This is a genomic window from Vibrio sp. HS-50-1 (genome assembly GCF_024747315.1).
GTDB lineage: Bacteria > Pseudomonadota > Gammaproteobacteria > Enterobacterales > Vibrionaceae > Vibrio > Vibrio diabolicus.
The window spans coordinates 701,016-715,848 of the sequence record NZ_JAMPZF010000024.1; the positions used below are offsets into that span (position 1 = coordinate 701,016).

13 protein-coding genes are annotated in these 14,833 nt (G+C 43.5%); 11 read left to right on the forward strand and 2 right to left on the reverse strand.

Annotated elements, in window-relative coordinates; genetic code table 11:
* Positions 1-6 precede the first annotated feature (6 nt).
* The 3 genes from NDJ01_RS12795 (at position 7) to NDJ01_RS12805 (ending at position 3,287) form a co-directional block, all read left to right on the forward strand.
* On the forward strand, positions 7-1,047 hold the full coding sequence (locus NDJ01_RS12795) for an oxidoreductase (RefSeq protein WP_065646769.1): 1,041 nt from the start codon (positions 7-9) through the stop codon (positions 1,045-1,047).
* Positions 1,044-1,520, forward strand: a complete 477-nt coding sequence (locus NDJ01_RS12800; protein WP_005393342.1) for a heme-degrading domain-containing protein — start codon at positions 1,044-1,046, stop codon at positions 1,518-1,520. Before NDJ01_RS12795 ends, NDJ01_RS12800 begins: the two co-directional genes overlap by 4 nt.
* Before the next feature lie 189 nt (positions 1,521-1,709).
* Positions 1,710-3,287: a sensor domain-containing diguanylate cyclase gene (locus tag NDJ01_RS12805; protein WP_065646768.1), complete on the forward strand. Its 1,578-nt coding sequence runs from the start codon at positions 1,710-1,712 to the stop codon at positions 3,285-3,287.
* A gap of 51 nt (positions 3,288-3,338) precedes the next feature.
* Here the strand turns inward: NDJ01_RS12805 and NDJ01_RS12810 are convergent, their stop codons facing one another.
* On the reverse strand, positions 3,339-3,896 hold the full coding sequence (locus tag NDJ01_RS12810) for a DUF3750 domain-containing protein (protein ID WP_012841873.1): 558 nt from the start codon (positions 3,894-3,896) through the stop codon (positions 3,339-3,341).
* 480 nt (positions 3,897-4,376) lie between these two features.
* On the opposite strand from NDJ01_RS12810, the gene NDJ01_RS12815 reads away from it, so the two are divergent.
* From NDJ01_RS12815 to NDJ01_RS12835, 5 genes are all read left to right on the forward strand, one after another.
* Positions 4,377-4,739 carry a hypothetical protein gene (locus tag NDJ01_RS12815; RefSeq protein ID WP_226421637.1) on the forward strand — a complete coding sequence of 121 codons (363 nt, stop codon included), beginning with the start codon at positions 4,377-4,379 and terminating at the stop codon, positions 4,737-4,739.
* A 35-nt stretch (positions 4,740-4,774) separates the two neighbouring features.
* Entirely contained in the window at positions 4,775-5,251 is a 477-nt protein-coding gene (locus NDJ01_RS12820) for a GNAT family N-acetyltransferase (RefSeq protein ID WP_258586876.1), read from the forward strand.
* Positions 5,252-5,491: 240 nt separating this feature from the next.
* On the forward strand, positions 5,492-6,910 hold the full coding sequence (locus tag NDJ01_RS12825; protein WP_005394158.1) for a DASS family sodium-coupled anion symporter: 1,419 nt from the start codon (positions 5,492-5,494) through the stop codon (positions 6,908-6,910).
* 3 nt (positions 6,911-6,913) lie between these two features.
* The gene (locus tag NDJ01_RS12830; protein ID WP_005394159.1) at positions 6,914-8,251 is read left to right on the forward strand and encodes a sensor histidine kinase; all 1,338 of its coding nucleotides are present in this window, start codon (positions 6,914-6,916) and stop codon (positions 8,249-8,251) included.
* Positions 8,238-8,711, forward strand: a complete 474-nt coding sequence (locus NDJ01_RS12835) for a response regulator (RefSeq protein WP_047008729.1) — start codon at positions 8,238-8,240, stop codon at positions 8,709-8,711. Before NDJ01_RS12830 ends, NDJ01_RS12835 begins: the two co-directional genes overlap by 14 nt.
* A gap of 128 nt (positions 8,712-8,839) precedes the next feature.
* Here NDJ01_RS12835 and NDJ01_RS12840 read toward each other — a convergent pair whose 3' ends face one another.
* Positions 8,840-10,543 carry a bifunctional diguanylate cyclase/phosphodiesterase gene (locus tag NDJ01_RS12840; RefSeq protein ID WP_124008828.1) on the reverse strand — a complete coding sequence of 568 codons (1,704 nt, stop codon included), beginning with the start codon at positions 10,541-10,543 and terminating at the stop codon, positions 8,840-8,842.
* 486 nt (positions 10,544-11,029) lie between these two features.
* Between NDJ01_RS12840 and NDJ01_RS12845 the strand changes: the two genes are divergently transcribed.
* The 3 genes from NDJ01_RS12845 to NDJ01_RS12855 all read left to right on the forward strand — a co-directional run bounded on the left by NDJ01_RS12845 (position 11,030) and on the right by NDJ01_RS12855 (position 14,822).
* The gene (locus NDJ01_RS12845) at positions 11,030-12,247 is read left to right on the forward strand and encodes an HD-GYP domain-containing protein (RefSeq protein WP_005394162.1); all 1,218 of its coding nucleotides are present in this window, start codon (positions 11,030-11,032) and stop codon (positions 12,245-12,247) included.
* Between the two features lie 192 nt (positions 12,248-12,439).
* On the forward strand, positions 12,440-13,063 hold the full coding sequence (locus tag NDJ01_RS12850) for a LysE family translocator (RefSeq protein ID WP_104971648.1): 624 nt from the start codon (positions 12,440-12,442) through the stop codon (positions 13,061-13,063).
* A 214-nt stretch (positions 13,064-13,277) separates the two neighbouring features.
* The gene (locus NDJ01_RS12855) at positions 13,278-14,822 is read left to right on the forward strand and encodes a YjjI family glycine radical enzyme (RefSeq protein ID WP_258431027.1); all 1,545 of its coding nucleotides are present in this window, start codon (positions 13,278-13,280) and stop codon (positions 14,820-14,822) included.
* The last annotated feature ends 11 nt before the right edge of the window (positions 14,823-14,833 follow it).

Genomic DNA, 14,833 nt, shown 5'->3' on the forward strand with positions numbered 1-14,833 from the left:
CTTAGTATGGCTTACGATCCCGTAAAGACCGCCGTGATTGGTTACGGATATTCAGCAAAAACCTTCCACTTACCCTTCATTAAAGCACTGCCAAACTTGACGTTGAGCGCAATAAGTTCTCGTCAACAGGAAGCGGTCCAAAATGATTGGCCAGATGCTCAGTGGTTTGCTGATGCCAATACTTTACTCGATGACAGTGACGCTGAGCTTGTGATCATCACTGCGCCAAATGATGTGCACTACGAGCTCGCAAAGCGCGCGTTGAACAATGGGAAACATGTCATTGTCGAAAAACCGTTTGTAACGCGCATAGAAGATGGGAATGAGTTGATCGCCTTAGCAGAAGAAAAAGGATTGGTTCTGAGCGTTTTTCATAATAGGCGTTGGGATGGCGACTTTCTCACCGTTAAATCGCTTATCGAACAAGGTAAGTTAGGTGATGTGAGGCTGTTTGAGTCGCACTTTGATCGCTACCGTCCTGAAGTTCGTCAACGCTGGCGAGAGCAGGCTCAAGATGGCGGTGGTATTTTATTCGATCTTGCTCCCCATCTTCTCGATCAGGCCTTGGTGTTATTTGGTTTGCCAGATGCGATAGACGCACAGTGTCGAATGATGCGTCCGGGCGCGACGACGATTGATTACTACAACTTAGTGCTTCATTACCCAGACCATATTGTGCATTTACATTCAAACTTATACAGCCCAGAACCAAACCTGCGTTATAAAGTATTGGGTACTGAGGCTAAATATGAAAAATACGGATTAGATCCTCAAGAAGGTTACTTAAAAGAAGGTCGATTACCGGAGAACGATGCTTGGTCAGAAGAGGACGAGGCGTTATACGGTGTCCGCTACGACGAAGACGGTGCGCAAACCATCAAAACGGAGAGAGGTGCGTATCAAGCTTATTTTGTTGGTGTGGCAGATGCCATTCGTTTGGGGACTGATAACCCGGTTCCTGCCGTTCAAGCAGTACAGAATATCGCTCTGATTGAGATGGCATTGGAAAGCAGTAAAACGGGTAAAACGATTCAGGTGAAATCATGAGCTTAACGCTTGAGCTCGTCGCTCAACAAGAGCATGAGCTTCAATTGAAAGAGTTTAACCATCAAGTTGCGTGGTCTATTGGTTTAGCTTTAAAAGAAGCGGCGGAAGCCTGTGACGCGGCTGTGGCTATTGAGGTCTACGGTTTTGGACAAACGCTATTTCAATACGCGATGACAGGAACGTGCGCTGACCATTTGGATTGGGTTCGTAGAAAGCGAAACTCAGTATTGAGATATGGTCGCAGCTCTTACTACCTCTCGCTATACAATAAGCAAAAGCAGCGTGATTTTGAAAATCAGCCACATCTCGATGCGCGTGAGTATTGTGCTCATGGTGGCGCGTTCCCAATTCGAATCATGGGTTCTGGTTTAATTGGGGTTGTGACGGTATCGGGTTTACCGCAGTTAGATGATCATCAGCTTGTTGTCGATGTATTAAAGACAATGGTAATGACCAGCACAGAGCTTGCTTAAAGTTGTGCGATATTACAGTGGCACGGCATTTATTTTGTGTCACTGAATTCTCTTATTAGCTCATTTTGCGTCCTATTATGTGAGGAAATATTTAATATTGCTCCCAACTTCCTACCTGAAAATTAAATCGATTTCATATAACCTATACGCTCATTCATACAAAAAGCCATCGAAGCTGGCAGTTGGCAAATGTCCTTTAGAAGAAAAGAAAAACTTAATCTTAGAAACCTTATTGTAATCTTGTGTGTTTTCAGTGTGCTTGTCACTTTGATCAATGCGTTTTATTCGATCTATCGAGTGCAACGAGATCTCATCATCAATAACACGTTAGAGTCCAACCGCGTTTATGCGCAAAAAATGTCAGAAATGACGGACTCTTTCATAGAAAGCTCAATGTCGCAGTTAAAATACAGTGCGAACTTGCTAAAAGATAAGATGCACGATGCTCAGTTTCTTGACGAAGAGGCGGAGAGGCTGAGAAAGCAAACCAAATCATTCAACTCTGTGGTTGTCGTTAATGCGAAAGGCGTCATTATTTCTGTATCACCAGAGACACTTCAGGTGAAAGGTGTAAAGCTCGTTGGTGAAAGAAAACGTCAATCTTTAAATGCTCAAGCGCCCGTTGTCACTGAGCCATTCATCTCACCCGCAGGAAATTATCTGTTAACGATCTCATACCCTATATTTTCTCAGTCCAATGAATATTTAGGCTATATCGGCGGTACTATCTATTTAGAGAAGGACAATATTCTTGCGGAATTACTTAGCCAGCATGCTTACAAAGATGGCTCTTTCCTTTACGTTGTGGACGAAAGCAATACGCTGATCTACCACCCAGATAAATCGCGGGTTGGTGAAGTGATCAACGATAATATGGCAATTAACGCTGTGACAATGGGTCAGCGTGGTAACAAAGAAATTGTGAACTCTCGCGGTGTTGAAATGCTAGCAGGGTATGCACCAGTTGAATCATCAGGGTGGGGCATTGTCGCTCAGCGCCCGAAATCAATGACGTTAATGGTGCTAGATGAGCAGATGTGGAGTGTATTTTTCAAATCGATTCCAATTGGTTTATTAACTCTGCTGTTGATCTGGTTCTTCTCGCTACTTATTTCAAGACCATTATGGCAATTGGCTGGCGCTGTTCGAGGAGTAGAAGAGCACTCCTCATCCATCGATGATTTGAAGCTGGTTAAGTCTTGGTATTTTGAGGTTTCACATTTGAAGCTCAGTTTTCTCAAAGCGTTTGGTATCGTTTCAAAAACCATTGATAAGCTGCAATTGGATACGCTAACAGACGCGATGACTGGGTTGTTAAATCGACGCGGCTTAGACAAAGTTCTAGGCTTGTTTAAGCAAGAAAACACCGCTTTTTCTATTTTAGCTTTGGATATTGATCACTTTAAGAGCGTCAATGATAACTATGGTCATGATGTGGGTGACAATCTACTCAAAGAATTCGCTCAGTTGATGAAAGAGCAAGCCCGAGCGAATGATCATCTTTGCCGTTCCGGTGGGGAAGAGTTCATGATGTTCCTTGAAGCGACGGATGTTCATCACGCGGTTGATGTCGCTGAGCGGATTAGGCATAACGTAGAAAAACACGATTTCCTAGTCGTTGGTAAGGTAACGGTATCACTTGGTGTTTCTCACTGGAAAGGCAACGATATGCCAATTGAAGCGGTAATGAAAGACGCTGACAACGCTCTGTATAAAGCAAAACGCAACGGAAGAAACAGAACCGAGTTGGGTGAAGACGCACAATAGGTATAGTGCTATGCGCTGAACGTAAAACGCGCCAGTTACCAAGCTTTTGTTTTACTCGTTGGCGTAGCCGCTACCAATTGCTCTAAATGGCAAGTCGAGTTCTAACTCTGGAATTTGCTTGCCCACCCAAGCCGGGAATGTATTGCTATTTGGTCCTGGAAACAACGTGTATTCTTCAGCCCAAGGGTATTGGTTGATAACGCTTTGTATTTTTGGGATAAGTTTATCGGCTTTTTCACCTTGTATTGAGAGTATTTTTTCTGGCTTCGCACCGTACCAGTAGCGATCTGGTGTGCCCGTTTGGTATTGATACAGAGCGGGTTGTCCACGATTCACGCGCCACCCGACCACTTCATACACGGTATATTCGTTCGCATTTTCAGGCTTTATCGCAAACCAAGTGTGCACCGCAAACCAGCCTCGCCAACCAAATGCATCTGCGGCATAAAACTCAATTACGGCATGTTTTACATTGGAAGGGTCGGGCGCGATACCGGCAGGTTCTCTGCTTGCGGTACGCCAATCTCCTTGAGTGCATCCACCCATCAAAGCTGCGATTGATATCAAGCCAACTTTTAATAGATGAGTAAAACTGAGAGAGTTTTTCATTGATCGCTCCTAGACCAACCGATGTTGGAAATGCTTTATTGATTTTAGCTATAAAATAGGTGCAAGCCTTATTGTTAAATCTTCCCTTCGTTAAAAAGAAGGGAAGGCTAGCGCCACAATATCGGATCATACGTAATAATGAGGTAAGCAGATTTGTAACATGTGGCATAGACAATATTGTCTCTCTCTATTAACTTGCTTAGTTGCGTATGAAAAAGTAAGAGCTTGTACGTATATTGCTTACACTATTTATTACCTTTAAATTCAATAAAAACAATTGCTTGGGTGTTGTTGGGGGCGATTAAATAGGCTGTTTTATCCTCAGCTGCATTGTGATTTCCCCATTTTTAGCGGAATTTCATCGTACATCCTTTTACTGTATTTAGAGACTTGCGTACACCTGTGGCACAATAGGCGATTATTGAGGAGTGCTGTTTGGTAATGCAAATGGCAGAAAAATAACTAGAAATTGAATAACCAATGTTTAAATCAAAAAGTATACTTGCATTATGCATGTTCGCATTTGGCTGTTTTGCCAATCAAGATAGTGAACCAACGTCCGTTGTACTGAACTATGGTGACTCTTCACTCAGTGCTGATATTCAAGCAAATCGAAAATTTCATGTGGTCCAAGATAATGAAAGTGAGCATGTGGAGTTTTCTGGAGGAGTCACGAAGGAATATTCCGATTACATTGTTAATATACATATCATCAGAAAAAGCAAAATACGCAGATCAAGTCGAGAGCTGAATACCACCGTATTGATGAACAGCGATCAGCTTGAAAAGCCTTTAGTGGTTGGTATTGAAAATGATGAGTTCACCAGTATTACTTTGCGTTAATACTTGGTATTTACCGAATAGGAATGGTTGAACCGATGCTCTCAATACGTCGCTATCGCACAGAGGATGCTCCAATATTGTGGACACTTTTTTACCACACTGTACGAGTCATTAATCGTCGCGATTATACCGAATCACAAGTTTCAGCTTGGGCCCCATCAGATTTTGATCTCAATTCATGGCAACGCACAATGGATGTTATTCAACCCTATATTGCGGAAATAGAAGGGCAGGTCGTTGGCTATTGTGATTTGCAAAGTGACGGCTTGATTGACCATTTCTTTTGTCACCATGAATATCAAGGCCAAGGTATTGGTCGTGATTTGATGTCTTTTCTATTTTCACAGGCGAAAGTAAAGGGGATAGAGCGACTGTACTCTGAAGTGAGTATCACTGCCCGGCCTTTCTACGAGAAAATGGGGTTCACAGTTAAGGTTCAGCAACGTGCTGAAGTTAGGGGAGAAACCTTAACTAACTTTATGATGGAAAAGTATATTTCATTGAAATCGTGAGCATTTAGTGAGCTTGAACACAGATATAAAATGTTTTCCAATGTGAAAACAAGTTCATTGATCTCGCACCAAAGTTTTGTTTGAAAACAGTGTGCATAATCTTCTCTGGAACAAGCCATTACTGCATTTTTCGTCTCTGAAGGCTTAGTCAGAGCCTAAAAGCTTCGGTATTGCGGTGGGTAATGGCGTTCCAAACGCCAAACGTGTCTGGCTAACCATCTCAGGAAGAGAAGTAGTACTATGCGCCCTTATCTCAAATACATTATTCCAACATTGATACCATTGCTTATTTGGTTAATGCCCCTCTCTGCATTCCCATTTGATGGCATTACTATCGTCCAGCAGAGAGTGATCGCAATCTTCTTGCTTGCTGCACTCTGTTGGGTGTTTGAACCCATTCCAATCTACGCCACTTCGGTCGTTATCATTGTGCTCGAACTATTGCTTGTTTCGAATAAAAGCATCGTGCTTTTTCGCTTGCAAGAAGGGCAGCCACATTTTGGTGAGCTGTTGCAATATAACGAGATAATGGCGACTTTCGCTAGCCCGATTATTATGCTATTCCTCGGCGGGTTCTTTTTAGCTATGGCGGCGACAAAGTACAGGCTGGATGTCAACTTAGCACGCGTGTTGCTAAAACCATTTGGGCAAAACCCAAAGTTCGTTATGTTGGGTTTGATGTTGATCACCGCTGTCTTTTCCATGTTTATGTCAAACACCGCAACAACAGCGATGATGTTGTCGATTCTAACCCCTGTGATTGCGGTATTTGGGCCTAAAGATCCCGGTCGAATTGCGTTTGCCTTGTGTATTCCCGTTGCCGCCAACATTGGTGGTATTGGTACACCAATCGGCACACCCCCGAATGCTATCGCGCTGAAATATTTGGTTGGTGACAACTTAATTACCTTTGGTGAATGGATGGTATTTGGCGTGCCATTCGTCATTGTGATGATGGCACTAGCGTGGTTTCTGATTGGCTTTTTGTATAAAGCCGAGCAAACCACCATCGATCTGAACATTAAGAGCAAGTTTTTGAAAACACCAAAAGCGATGATTGTCTATGTCACCTTCGCAGGTACGATTATTCTTTGGTTGATGGGTTCAGCACATGGAATGAACTCTTACACAGTGGCATTAATTCCGGTCGCGGTATTCTCATTGACGGGCATTATCAACAAAGAAGATTTGAAGAAAATTTCTTGGGACGTGCTTTGGTTGGTGTCAGGTGGTATCGCTCTGGGGCTTGCTCTGGATAAAACCGGGCTTGCGAAGCTGGTGGTACACAGTATTCCGTTTGATCAGTTCTCGCCATATGTGGTCTTGTTTGGTGCGGCGTTCTTGTGCTTGTTAATGGCAAACTTTATGTCGCATACGGCCACTGCAAACTTGCTTATGCCGATTATGGCTGCGCTAGGTACCTCGATGACTTCGTTAACGCCATTGGGTGGAGAAGTGACGCTGATCTTAGTCGTGACATTTGCCGCGTCACTCGGTATGTCGTTACCAATCAGTACGCCACCAAACGCGTTAGCTCATGCTACTGGGCATGTCGAAAGCAGCCAAATGGCTCGTATCGGTGCAGTGCTGGGCGTGATTGGTGTATTACTTAGTTTTGTTATGGTTTGGATTTTACATACAGTTGGGCATATTGGGTAACCCATGTACGAAACGAAACTAGATGCGTTAGTACAACGCTATTTTAACCATCTTGAACGCCGATTAACGGTTTTATCCGGATCGGTGCTGATCGAGCAAGCTGGCTACAACGATCGGTTGTACTACGTGCTTTCAGGAGAGTTGGCTGGCTACTATGCGGAAGACGACAAGAAGCCAATTCAGGTATTTTCTGCGTCTCAAGGTGCGTTTATTGGCGTACATAGTTTCTTTTCTGGTACATGGACAGCCTCTTCGACAGTGATTGCTCAAACCGATGTTGAACTGGCTTGGATACAGCGTGATACGCCCGCGGTGGAAGAGGCGACATACGGACCATTGACGACACAATTTATGCCTGTGATGGTGAACGAGTTATCTCGGCGTCAACGGCGTGCAATGCAAGAGGCCTTGGCTAAAGAAAAAGCGTTGCAAAAGCTGCATACCGCAGAGCAAATGACAACGTTAGGGCAGCTTGCCGCGGGTATTGCTCATGAGTTGAACAATGCTATTGGTGTGGTAAGCAGTAAATCTGAGCGTCTCGAGTCGGTCATCATGGAATTGCTTGAAGAAGTTCATCCGGAAGCGAGTCAGTTTTTTGATTTTGGTTTGATGCAAGGACAGAAAGTCTCTTCCAGCGAAGCGAGAAAGCGGGGGCGTCACTTCGAAAAATATTACGGCTTACCCAAGGATCTCGCGCGTGATCTCGCACGTGCCGTTCCAAATAATTTCCTGTCGGAGCATTGGTTAAAAAGACCCGAAGAAGCGATACGTTTCTGGCAAATGGGGCGAGACCTTCATGATTTGCGTATTGCCTCTAAACATACTGTTGGCATTGTACGTTCAGTGAAACAATTGGGGCGTACGGATATCGATTTGGATGAAGCGTTTAATATTAATGACTCAATCAATCGAGCGCTGGCCCTATTGCAAAGTGACTTAAGACGCGTGAGCGTACGTTTTAGCCCAGCGGAGTTGCCGGACTTTGTTGGCTCTCAAACCGAACTCGTACAAGTTTGGGTCAATATTTTAAAGAATGCGTGTGATGCACTTGGTCAAACCGAAGACCCGGGGATCGAAATACATACTCGAGAGAGTAAGGGGAAAATTTTGGTCACGATTGCTAACAACGGACCAGAAATCGATGAAGCGACACGCAGAAAAATTTTCCGGCCAAACTTCACCACTAAAAAGGGTGGGTTGTCGTTTGGTTTAGGATTAGGGCTGTCGATTGTGAAACGCATTATCGCCGGATATAACGGCTCTATTGTGGTAAAGAGCGACAGTGAAAAAACAATTTTTAGAATCAAGTTACCAGTAGAGGGTGAACATGGAGAAGCTTAATGTAATTTGCGTTGATGACCAACGAGAGGTATTAAGCGCGGTTCTACAAGACTTAGAGCCGTTACATCAGTGGTTGAATATCGAAGACTGCGAATCCGCAGGTGAAGTTCTAGAACTGATGGATGAGCTTGATGCAGAAGGCGAGATGATCGCATTAATAATTTCCGATCATGTCATGCCAGGTAAAACAGGAGTGGAACTACTGACAGAGGTATCACAAGACAGTCGTTTTGTTCGCACACGTAAAGTGCTTCTGACGGGGCAGGCGACGCACACGGATACCATTAATGCGATTAACTCCGCAGGTATTGATCGCTACTTTGAGAAGCCATGGCAAGCGAGCCAATTGATTGAGTGCGTTAGAAACTTGGTGACTCAATATATCTTTGATATGGGCTTAGATTACACTCAATATCACGAACACTTAGATCAGAGTGTTGTTTTTGAGCGCCTACGTTAATCAAGGCTCTCTAAGGTTGTTTTCGTCACGGCCAGTTAGTGTCTGAAATTTACTGTGAGTAGTTCAGCATGCTTAACGTGGCCGTGCGGAATATCGTTAATTCTGGGATTATTTCGCCGAAGAACGGTTTAGCTCAATGAATAGCGACTGGCACTGGCAACAGAGAGTGGTTTAGAGAACCAATAACCTTGCAAATAATCGACGCCCATCTCGGAAAAGAAGTCACACATTTTTGCGTTTTCGATGCCTTCTATCACCACTTCAATATTATTTTCCTGACACATAGTGATAAGAAACTTCAAATACTCTTGAGAAGAGCGATTGGTCAGTGTCTTCCATGCCATCGACTTATCAATTTTGATTTGTGTCATCGGCAAGTCGAAGAAGCTATTTAATGAACTGTAACCAGAGCCAAAGTCATCGAGCGAGAGTGCAAAACCTAACTCCCTGAGCGTGCTTAGAGGGGCAATAGCCGTTTGGTTATTATCCAAAATAAACGTTTCTGTCAGCTCCAAAACAATAGACTCGGGGTCAACGCCAGCTTCATCCGCCATGGCTTTAATTCGCGTAGGGAATTCGCTGTTCATCAACTGAAGTACAGAAACGTTCACGTTAACACGAACTTGGTTTTGGTAACGTTCACGGTAGTTTTTGATGAATTCACACGCTTTGGCAAATACTTGATATCCTAGTTCGACGATCAATCCTTTGTTCTCTGCGACGGGGATGAATTCGTCAGGATAAATTTCGCCAAACTCTTTGCTACGCCAGCGAACTAGCGATTCGAAGCTCACCACTTTTGAGCTTTTGGCGTCAATAATTGGCTGAAACTTAACACTTAATGTCTGTTTTTCTAGCGCACTTTTAAGACCTTGCTCAATAAAGAAGTAGCGATCAACGGCATGCTGCGTCTTCTCACTGTAGACCGCGACGCGGTCTCTATTTTGTTCGCTCGCGTACTGACAAGTTCTTGCCGCTTTACGTAAAATCTCCTCTGCGGAGTGACTAGGGTCAATACAAGGATACAAACCAATGCTAATGTTGCTACCTAGGTATTGGCCTTCTTCAATCACCGCTTCATGGTAGGTTTGTTTTAAACTTTCAGCGTAACTCTGTAGCGCTTCTATTGAGCACTCATCGTGAATCAAAATCGCAAAGTCATCATCATGCACGCGATACACCGAGCTGTTTGGAGAGGGCAAGTGACTGAGAGTTTGTAGCAACTTCTCTACTAATCCATCGACCAGTTCGCTGCCATATTGATTCAAGTAAGATTTGATGTCTTCGATCTGAATATAACAAATAGACGCGCAAGAATCGGTGGTACGTACACTGTCTTCGATATCCAGCAAGAGATGGGCGCGGTTAGCCATGCCTGACGCGTTGTCATGAAATGCAACTTGATGGATGTAACTTTCCATCAGCTTACGCTCAGAAATATCGCGATGGCTGCCAACCATGTAATGGCCATGTTCTGTTTCTTTGGTCATGGCTACGCCTTCTATCCAGACGTATTGTCCATTGGGTTTACGCACTCGGTAAGTGGTTGTAACCCTCTTATTGTTGGTCGTGATGTGCGCATCGACTCTTGTGGACAGCCTTTCTCGATCAAGAGGGTGAACAAGCTCTAACCATTGCTCTAAACTGATTCGGCCAGCGTTAATACCGAGCTGTTCATAGAAGCCTTTGTTGTAAAATACCATGGTACCAAACTCATCCATGTAGAAGAGGCCTTCGTTAAATACGTCGAAGATATGAATGAATCGTTCTTCAACGATTTTCAGGAACTCTCGGTCACTATCTGAGGCTTGTTGGTCAAATATGGTGGTCAAGATATTTCCTCCTCGAGCGTGTTAGCATCAGAGATGAGTGTGGGGGTTTGATAACATAGAGTTGATCTGTTGGCGTACATTACAATCACAAAAGTATCAGTTCAAATTGTTTGGCTATCATTTTATGCGCTACTAGGTTAATAACATACTAAGATTAGGCGGCTAATCATCGACATTTATAAAAAATAGTCAACAGTAAAAATCATTTATAAAATACAGTTATTGATGCTGTCCGCAATCTATAAATATTTATGAATAATTATCCTCAAGTTATTTTAAGACGTGTCGGTTAGAGGTTCTGCTCTTGAGTGTCATATCTGTATATTTGCTAGGCTAAAGACCATATTAACAAAAAGGGCTTAGTGATAGCGATGGGTTATTAATTGACAGGATGCTCATTAATAGTAATCAATTCTAATTTATTATCACGCCAATTAATCAAATCTCTTATAATACTGCCGTTAATATCGAGTAAGCTTTCTTTTTATGCAGTACGATCCAAAAAATTCAATCAAAATTGCGCTCGCTGATGTCGGCGTTGGTATGTTTGTTACCGCGATAGAGCACAACAAGCGCGTAAATTTAGCCAATGCAGGGCGGATATCTAGCCCAGAGGGCATTAAGAAGCTTACCGCGAGCGGCGTGAAGTATGTTTGGGTAGATCAAACATTATCTTCTCAGAAGTGTGTCTTTAAGCCTGTGGATGAATCCATTGTTGCCGTAGAAGAGGAGCGAGAGCCCAAGTCCTCTGACTTTTCGAAGGTTCAACGCGCTTATCGCTCGAGAGATGTTCAACATAAACGAGCCAAAAAGCTAATTGCGGAAGCAAAAGATCTGGCGCAGAAACTATTGAATCAAACTTTTGAAGGCAAAATCATTGAAGTTGATGAGGTAGAAGCTTGGGCCGATGATGTCATTGAAAGCGTTTTTATCGACTCAGATGCGTTGCAATGTGTTTCTGCACTCCGAAAAAAAGACTCCTACTTGTTGGAACACTCCGTCAATGTGGCTTGCCTTTTAGTATCATTTGGTAAGTACTTGGGGTTAGATAAGCAGACATTAAAGCAGCTCGCTATTGGTGGCATCATTCATGATGTAGGTAAAATTAAAGTTGATGACAAGATTTTGCATAAACCAGCAAAGCTAACACCTGAAGAGTTTGAACACATGAAGCTACATCAAGTGTTCGCTGGTGAGATTATTCTCCATGTAAAGGGCCTTAGTGATGTGAGTCGCGATGTCTGTTTGATGCATCATGAGAAGTTAGATGGCAATGGTTACCCTAGAGGCTTGAAGGGCGATGAGATTCCGATTCACGGCCGCATGAGTTGTATTGTTGATATTTACGATGCATTGACGGCCGATCGCTGCTACAAAAAAGGCATGAGCTCAGCAGAGGCGTTTAAAATATTGTTGAGTTTAACGCCATTTCATTTAGATGCAGACCTAGTCTACAAGTTCATTAATTGCGTTGGGATGTACCCAGTGGGCTCTATTGTTGAGTTGAGTGATGGGCGTGTTGGTATTGTTTGGTCCTCAAATGACTCTCAAGCTTTAAAGCCAGAAGTGAAGTGTTTTTACTCACGCAAATATCAGCGTTATATCGATGTGGCGATGGTCGATTTGAAAAATAGCCTACACAAAATAGAAAGAGCAGTCGCTCCGTCATCGTTAGAAATCGATCCCAAGCCTTTTTATGATTAAGAAAAATAAACATGCTTTACAACCTTGCATGCAGAGCGTATTTTGATTGCATAACTATCTATTAATGGTTTCTAAATTATGTAGGGACTAGGTGGTTATTAAAGAATCGAGTTTCATGGATGGAAACTGAGCTAGGAATATCTCAATAAAGATTGAGATATAACCCTCAACTTTTTGCGGGAAGGGATGCCAATGCAAATTGATACATGGATTTTTTACACCCTGGCCATTTTGGTGCTCACTGCATCGCCTGGGCCAAGCTCATTGCTGTGTTTAAGTAAAGGTGTGAGTAGTGGGTTTCGTATTGCCCTCATGACTGCGCTAGGCAGTTTATCAGCGATCACTATTATATTAACGCTTTCTTTTACCGGGTTAGGGGTTGTGATTGCCTCATCTGAGCTGGTCTTCAATATCATCAAATGGTGTGGTGCCGCTTATTTAATCTGGTTAGGCATTCAAGCGCTGCGCTCTTCTCAAACGGATTTTGACAAAACGGCAGCCGTCCAAAGCTCCTCGAATACGATCAGCGCGTTCACCAGTGGTTTTATTGTTGGCGCTAGTAACCCGAAAGCGATTGTCTTTTTTACCGCTTTGTTTCCTCAGTTCATTGATCCCTCTGCGCCTTTGCTGGCTCAATACGCGATTTTTGCATCTACATTTGTGGTGTTTGAGCTAAGTTGGCTAACATTTTATGCATTATTAGGTGTAAAAGCTTCAGACTGGCTGTTTGTCGCTGGAAGAGCCAAGTTGTTCAATCGCCTGACTGGCGGAGTATTTATTAGCGCGGGCGTCATGTTGTCGACGGCAAACCGATGAGAAAGCGCGTGTTCGGTGCATGGTTGGATTATTTCAATAGCGTAAGTTGCAATAACCTAATTTAGCGTTAGCTTATTTCCATTATGGAAATAGACGTTTTGTTTATTTTCATTAGTGGCAACAGGTAAGCCGGAGTAAAATCACGTTACTCTTTAGGGGTAGAATCCATGTTTTATCTTGTGGGTTTGTGGTTACTTTTTCAGGGACATCTCAGATGAAAAGCCTTTCTGAACTACAACAACGTTTTCTAGACATTGCGACTGATGTTCGTCTTTCTCCAAAACAAAAGTCGAACTTTTTGGCCTTGGAGGCGGAAGCATGTATTCCTTACATGTCGATTTCCCCATCGCTAAGACAAGCAATGGATGAAGGAATCATCTGTGATATGTTTGAAGGCCATGCACCTTTCAAACCACGCTATGTGCTGCCTGATTACGCTAAGTTCCTATCGCAAGGCTCTGAGTATCTAGAGTTGCTTCCAGCTGCCGATTTCGATGATGCGCTGAATATGCTCACCATCATTTACCATCATGTTCCATCGGTAACGAATATTCCGGTGTATTTAGGTCAGTTGGATCATGTCTTACTGCCTTACATAGGCGACCTGACAGAGAATCAAATTTACAAAAAGTTAAAACATTTTTGGATCATGTTGGATCGCACATTGCCAGATGCGTTTATGCACGTGAATGTCGGACCGACAGACAACATTATTTGTCGCACTATTTTAAAAGTGGACGCCGAGCTCAAGCAGATTGCGCCAAATCTTACTTTCATGTACGACGAGTCGGTCACGCCTGATGATTTACTTCGTCAAGCGACGCAGAATATTTGCGAGTGTAGTAAGCCTCATATTGCCAATTACCCTGTGCACTCGAAAGCCTACAGCGGTTCACGTTTTGGTATTGTAAGTTGCTACAATTCACTGCCACTGGCTGGTGGCTCAAACACGCTGGTGCGAATGAACCTAAAAGAAGTTGCAGAACGAGCATCGGATTGTAACGACTTCTTAAACAGTGTTTTGCCTTTATACCATCAATTAATGGTTGAGTTGATGGACGCTAGAAGTACGCACTTGCATGAAAAGTCCAATTTCTTTCAAGGATTTTTGACGCAAGAAGGGTTGATTGAAGAGTCCCGTTTCGCACCAATGTATGGCATTTATGGTATGGCAGAAGCGGTGAATCTTCTGTTCGAAAAAGAAGGCCAAACGGGGCAGTACGGAAAAGATGAACGTGCGAATGCCTTTGCTCATGATGTTTCAGCCACACTGGCGAAACTAGTGGAGTCAACCCCAGTGAAATATGGTTTGGATGGCAAAGCGCTCTTACATGCTCAAGGTGGTATTAGCTTAGATCTTGGCGTTACGCCAGGTGTGCGTCTTCCTTATGGCACGGAGCCAGACCCTGTCACTTATGTACAAGCAACAGCTGAGCATCACCAGTATTATCGTGCAGGTATCAGCGATATTTTGACGATTGATGAAACGGTGAAATCAAACCCAGAAGCGATGTTCAATTTGTGCAAAGGGGCGTTAAATGCTGGTTATCGTGAGTTTACCGCGAATGTGGCCTCAAATGATTTGATTCGCGTTACGGGATACATGGTCAAACTTTCTGATATCGCAAAATATGATGCAGAAGGTTCGAGAACCAATACGACGTTTCTGGGAGCAGAGGCGGCAAGAAATACTGGGATTTTAGAACGCTCACCACGTGTGGTGAGTCATGAAATGACACCGACCTACACGCAGGCGTAAAGGTCGGTTTA